This window comes from Clostridium culturomicium, from assembly GCF_000821305.1.
Lineage (GTDB): Bacteria > Bacillota > Clostridia > Clostridiales > Clostridiaceae > Clostridium_J > Clostridium_J culturomicium.
The window spans coordinates 22,989-29,105 of the sequence record NZ_CCXK01000005.1 but is presented as its reverse complement, the minus strand read 5'-3'; the positions used below and the strand labels follow the sequence as shown (position 1 = coordinate 29,105).

Annotated in this window: 5 protein-coding genes; all 5 read right to left on the bottom strand. The window is 31.3% G+C overall.

All coding sequences use genetic code 11. The features are described from left to right. Positions 1-1,098 (bottom strand): peptidoglycan recognition protein family protein (locus BN1075_RS22410; protein ID WP_197072253.1); only part of this gene is annotated, 1,098 nt, incomplete at its 3' end. Between the two features lie 50 nt (positions 1,099-1,148). Next, positions 1,149-1,433: a phage holin family protein gene (locus BN1075_RS00480; protein WP_040191061.1), complete on the bottom strand. Its 285-nt coding sequence runs from the start codon at positions 1,431-1,433 to the stop codon at positions 1,149-1,151. A 13-nt stretch (positions 1,434-1,446) separates the two neighbouring features. Then, positions 1,447-1,680, bottom strand: a complete 234-nt coding sequence (locus BN1075_RS00475; protein WP_040191060.1) for a hemolysin XhlA family protein — start codon at positions 1,678-1,680, stop codon at positions 1,447-1,449. Between the two features lie 383 nt (positions 1,681-2,063). Beyond that, positions 2,064-4,244, bottom strand: coding sequence for an SGNH/GDSL hydrolase family protein (locus tag BN1075_RS00465; protein ID WP_040191057.1), 2,181 nt, complete (start codon positions 4,242-4,244; stop codon positions 2,064-2,066). A 15-nt stretch (positions 4,245-4,259) separates the two neighbouring features. Beyond that, entirely contained in the window at positions 4,260-6,116 is a 1,857-nt protein-coding gene (locus BN1075_RS00460; RefSeq protein ID WP_052406317.1) for a phage tail spike protein, read from the bottom strand. Position 6,117: the final 1 nt, after the last annotated feature.

Genomic DNA, 6,117 nt, shown 5'->3' with positions numbered 1-6,117 from the left:
CACAATTTCACATTCTATTGCAGTTATAGGTGTTCCATCTCCTAATCCTGCATACCCATTGTGACCTTCCATATATGAATTTCCATTCTCAACCCAATCTAACCAACAACCATTGCACATTGCACGATATCTAATTTTGTAACCTGGTAAATCAAATCTCATTTGAATTTTATCAAATGGTACGTTTGGAAGTCCTGCTTCATCATAAATCCCTTTTGAAGAATAATAGTTTTGTACCTCTGAATAATATCTTCCCTCACTTATAGGAGATACCCTAAAGCGCACCTCTCCTTTAGTTGGGTAAGCCATAAATAGGCAACAAGGATTTTTCATATCTCCAGTATAGTCAGTTAAGTTCTTTACCCAATCATAGTACTTTGAACCTCTACCTTTTACAGCTACTCTACTAAATAAATCAATTTTTTCTTTAGTTGGTGTAGGTTGTGATGGTTGAGATCCCCCATTTGAATATACACAATTACCATTACTATCATATACATTATATCCACTATGGTTTTTACATTCAGCTATGGCATTTTCTTTAATGGAATAGGCTCCTTTTTGACTTGCTGCATCACCCCATGATTTTCTTACTCTATAAAGCTCTCCATTTTCTTGTGATGCTCCATTCAATTCGGCCTGAATCATGTTTAAAAATCTTTGCCACCCCATATCTAAGGTTCTGTGAGGACAATATTTTCCACTAAAGTCTTGATGCTTCGTAACTCTATCTATTCCCCATCCATATTGCTTTAATAATGCTGCTACTTCTTGAGCTGCTCTCTTCTCTGCTGCTTCAAATTTATGTCCTCCTGATTTAGAATAACAAATCTCTATATGAATATATTTTCTATTGCCTTGTCCATTACCATCACCTGCAGCCCAAGCATTACGATTAAAAGGTAAACCTTGAATAGCTTCTTTATCATCTATAGCTATATGAAAACTAACCTCATTGTTGTTTCTCTGCATATATGCAACCTCATTAGCTGCCGAAGCATCATTAGCAGTGTTATGAATACAAATACCTATAGGATCCATAACGTAAGGACATTTAATACCATATTTATCTGATGAAATTAATCTTTGAATTAACATATACATTCCTCCTAAAATTTGAATTTAAAATAAAAAGAGTAGACATTAATCTACTCTGATTTTTTAAGCTGCTTGCTTGTCTGGTTTATACCTACAGCTACTCCCCAACATAAAATACCTTGTAATATTCCATTGACAATAACGTCTAAAGCTATTTTATATTTTGCATTAATTATATTAAGTAGCACTGCAAAGGTAATACCAAATAGCATTAATAGAGAAGTTATATACTTATCTGGTACACTCTCTATTTTCTTAAGAAATACACCTACAACATAAGTTGCAACAATAACGATTAATAAAAATTCTGGTATGAAAGTTAATAAATTTTCCATTCTACATCTCTCCTTAAAATTTAATATTAATTAAAAGAGCCATCACCGAACTTACTATAGTCCCAGCAAAGGCTCTCCATAACCATTTATTTGTATCCTCAAGATCAGCTATACGATTATTAGCTACCTTAATCTTTTCTTCAAAATTCTTTAACTTTAGTTCTGTTGTATCACTCATATTTTTAAGTATTCCTTTTATCTCAATGACAGTTTCTCTAACTTCTTGCATTGCATCTGAATCGCTCACACTGCACCTCCTAATTTTAAGTATAAAAAAGAGACTAGCTGTGCTAATCTCTTAAATCACCTGATGTATTTTATTCTATATAAGTTCAGAGACGACTATGTATCTACCTAAAGATAAGTATTAGTAACACAATTGTTAATAACTGTATTATTTCATGAAAAGCTTTATCCATGATACCATTCCTCCCTTGTTCTTTATTTAAAAGCCCAAGGTACTCCAGGTTTGTTTCGCACCAGTAAATGGCGGCCGCATCGTCTCCTCTACTTATAAGCCCGACCCCCTCTTCCACTTCTGGAATAACAATTACCCCATTAACTATATTTTACATAATAAGAATTAAAATGTAAAGACCATTTTAGTTCGTAATTTAAATCTATTGTGAATTATTCAGTTAAACTTCCTTGTGTTCTTTCACCCAAAAGAACTTTTTCGAAATTAGTTGGATGAGTAGATATATACTCATTTATAAAATTGTATATCCTTGTAGCGACCTCTAAATTCCCAATCTTCCCAAAGTGTACTGCATTTCCGAATGGATGGTAAATGTCACTAGGATATAATTTACCATCTGAATTTATATTTATATAGCCTGTTCCATATTTAACTGAAATCTTTTCAATAACTGTATTTGTAGTTGGAACATTACCTTTACTTGCAAAAATAGATACTAGAAAAATATTAGCATTAGGTGAAACTTCTTTTATTTTGTTTATTATTTTACAGTAATATCCTGTTTCTGTTAATGCAAAATTATTGTAGTTTGTAAAAGGGTCTACATCTGTTGCTAATGTATCAGTTAAACCATTATTAGTACCTAACCAAATTATAAAAGTGTCATATAACGATAAGTCATATTTAGGCAATGCAGTATTCCACCATTCACTTGCAGAATATCCACTCCATCCGCCATTAACTATACTACATCTCATTTTTTTTGATAAATAGTACGGATAACTTTCTTTAATAGATTTACCATTATAAATCGTATCGTAATATGCTCCACTAGTTAAACTATCACCAATACAAAATACCTTCTGTACTAATAACGTGTTTTCATTTGCTATTTCTTTTATTTCTTCCTTAGCAGGCATCTTAACAATAGGAATTTGTTTTAAATTACTATTAAAATCCTTATATGAACAAACTCTTAACCTAACGCAACCTTTAGGTATATTAACAAGTTCAATAAATGAAGTTGTCGGTAAAGATTCGGTTGTATCGGGATACACAGTTATAACTTTATTATTATCATCAACTAAAGAATAAAGACGTTGAGCTGTAGTACAATCACCTTTAATAAGATATCGTTCTCCTTCATTTACACTAATCTCAATAGACCTAAAATTTATATTGGTTAATGGTGAAAAATTCCCTATTGTATCAACATATCTATTTTCTTCGACTAATTGGATATTATCTGAAAGATAATCATTTATTTTTATTTTTTCATTCATCTGTTCAATACTTTCACTAAGTTCATGAGCATGATTTTCTAAAACGGGTAATTTGTTTATAACTATAGAATATCTATATGAAGATACATATAGCTTGTTTACACCTTTGGGAATCGTAACTACATTATGCACCTGTGTCAATGGGTATTTTGAAGTGTCACTTGGGAATATAGATATTTTTACATTATCTTTGTAAAAACCATATAATCTGCAACCATCAACTATTTGTCCTATTAATTCATATCTTTCACCTTCTATAACGTCAATTGAAGTCAATGTAAAGTCTACATTCTGTATACTTAGTATTCCTGTATATGATAAATATTTATTTACTTCTATAATAGGAGTTTTATTTAATACTATAGAATTTATTTTATTATCCCCATATCCTATATTTATCCACCCACTATCACTTTTTAAATAATACACCATTTCATCGGTTGAATAATAATAATCTCCATTTTCGCCAACTTTTAATAATATGTTTGCAGTTGTATCGGAACCTTTAAAAATTTTGTTACTAGTCAAATCGGTTTTATTTGCTTTTAAAGTTTCCAAGTTTGCAACTTTTATATTAGTAGTATTTAAATCAACTTGTTTCGCTTTTTCAGCCAATTGCGAATCAATACCATTCAATCTTTCTGTGTAAAGTTGCTCTAATTTGCCACTCTTATCAGCAAATTCATTATTCCATTCTTCAACTTTAGTTAAGGATCTATCTAAAGCTTTATATTCATTGCTGCTTTCTATCGCATTTGTTGAATTTATACTTTTAAGTACATCTACAGTAAAAGGAATTGATGTTAATTTGCTTTCCCCTTCATAAATAGCTAACTCTAAATCTAGATCACCTATTATAGCTAATGCCTGGTTTGTCAATTCTAATTCACAATGTCCTTTGTTAGCATCAACTATTTTTAAATCATTAAATATCTCCTTTTTATCAGGCTTTAAACCATATACTCTTACAGTTCTATTTACTAAGCTAAACGGACTTGCTCCATCTAGCAAATGAAAAAGCAAGAATCTACTCTTCGTATCTCCTTGCTTTGCTGTTATCTTCTCATATAATCTTTTGTTTATGTCTAATTTAATTGTTTTAGTATTCATATAATGTCTCACCTCCTAAGCTATTACTTCAAGTTGGACCTCTAAGTACTGGTTCATATTTACTAGTTGCTTATTGTCTAGATTAACAACCTTTAAAAGCCCATAAACTTTGGCAGTATTAGTTGTAGCATTATACTCAACAAAAGAATCAACTAAATTTAAAGCTCCATTTGTAACTCCAGCTCCATCGCATACTAATCTTTTAACCGATGTTGATATTTGCAATGTTTTACCTTTAAATTCTGCAGGTAACTGAACATCTACGGTAGAATATCCACCCATAGAATCGGCGGGAAATTTGATTAATTTACTATAATTCAAGTGATGATACCCCCTTTTGCTTGTACCAAATTTATTATAAAAGCCATCCCTTGGACTTATCACAATCTCACTTCCATCATTCAATGATGATTTAAACTCTCCATTAGCTAAGTTAATAGTTATACTTCCATCAATACTAGAAAGAACTCCTGTTTTAATTAAGTTAGCATTAAGTACACCAGTAGTTATAAAGTCAGCCACTATCTGTCCATCAATAGTCATTGCAAGTCCATATTCACCATTATAGCCAGTGCTGGAATATCCAAGTCCACCAGAATTGAACCTCCACACTTTAGTTGCTGTATTAATATCTTTAGTGTCCATTATTAAGATTTCATTTTCTCTTACAACAACATAAGAGTTTTTCATACCACCTTTAATCAAGGATGTAGCAGCATCTTTAGCCATTTGCAGAATACTCTCTGTGCTATCCATACTTTCAAGTCTATCTATAATCTGACTAATAGTTAATGGCTTTGACTCAGCATAATTGCTTAATTTAACCTCTATTGTCTTTTGTGCTAGAACATCATACCTTTTAGATATTGCTCTTACTTTAATATCTGTATCTAGCTTTGGTATGTAAACTCTAATTGTATCTCCTAAAAAAAGTCTTTCAGCTATAATATAGTTTTTATACTCTTCTGTTTTCTCAAGTTGTACGAAGTTAATATTATAACTAGCTTTAATTTTATCTATACCATTCTTAGAGAACTCTTCTTGAACCCTTCTGTTTAATTCAGCTTGTGCCTCTTCTATAGTATCAAATCCTTCATCTGAGCTTTCATCTTTAACTTTTACATCCTGATACTCTATAACATCAGTATAAACACTGTTATAGCTGTCAATTAAAGGACTATGAATGTAATCCCCTTGAATACCATTGAAGCCTTTACCTTTCGCCCTGGTTACAAGCTTATCTATATTTGTAGAACCTTGAAATCCATCTTTAGCAAGGTTTTTACCCTCCCTAATACTAAACCCTCTATCAGAACCTATTCTTGTGTTCATGTAAAGTGTATAAGCTCTCCTTAATGTCTCGCCACCCCATCTGTTAATAAAAGACTGATCACAATCATATAAAGCCTTATATAAACTCATTTGTTGGTAATAAGCAGTACTTTGAGTACTAATATCTGATGATATTTGAATATCTTTTCTTCTACCTTCTGAGTTAGTCAACAAATAATTACAAGCTGCAGTTCCATTTAAATTGGTCGGTCTTACATCTTCTAACCACAATGTTAAACTATCAGCTATTGTTATCTGCCTACCTACTACCTCAATATATCTAGTACCTACATTAACTTTAGATATTCTAAATACTTCATATCCATAATCTATAGCAACTTTTATAATAGCTTCTTCCTTTAATATGTCATGCAAATCATCCTGAGTTAAAAATGTAATATCTATCACATAAGGTCCAAATTCCTCTGTAGTTTCACATTTTATACAGTAGTTATCTAAAGCTCTTCCATTACTACCTAAAACATTAGCCTTTGAAGCAGTAGAAGGAAAATAAGCTACTTTAACCTGTTTTTTATTCATC

Bases quoted from the DNA above. Each gene is read 5' to 3' on its own strand.
- BN1075_RS00480 (WP_040191061.1), bottom strand. From the start codon at position 1,433: ATGGAAAATTTATTAACTTTCATACCAGAATTTTTATTAATCGTTATT.
- BN1075_RS00465 (WP_040191057.1), bottom strand. From the start codon at position 4,244: ATGAATACTAAAACAATTAAATTAGACATAAACAAAAGATTATATGAG.
- BN1075_RS00460 (WP_052406317.1), bottom strand. From the start codon at position 6,116: ATGAATAAAAAACAGGTTAAAGTAGCTTATTTTCCTTCTACTGCTTCA.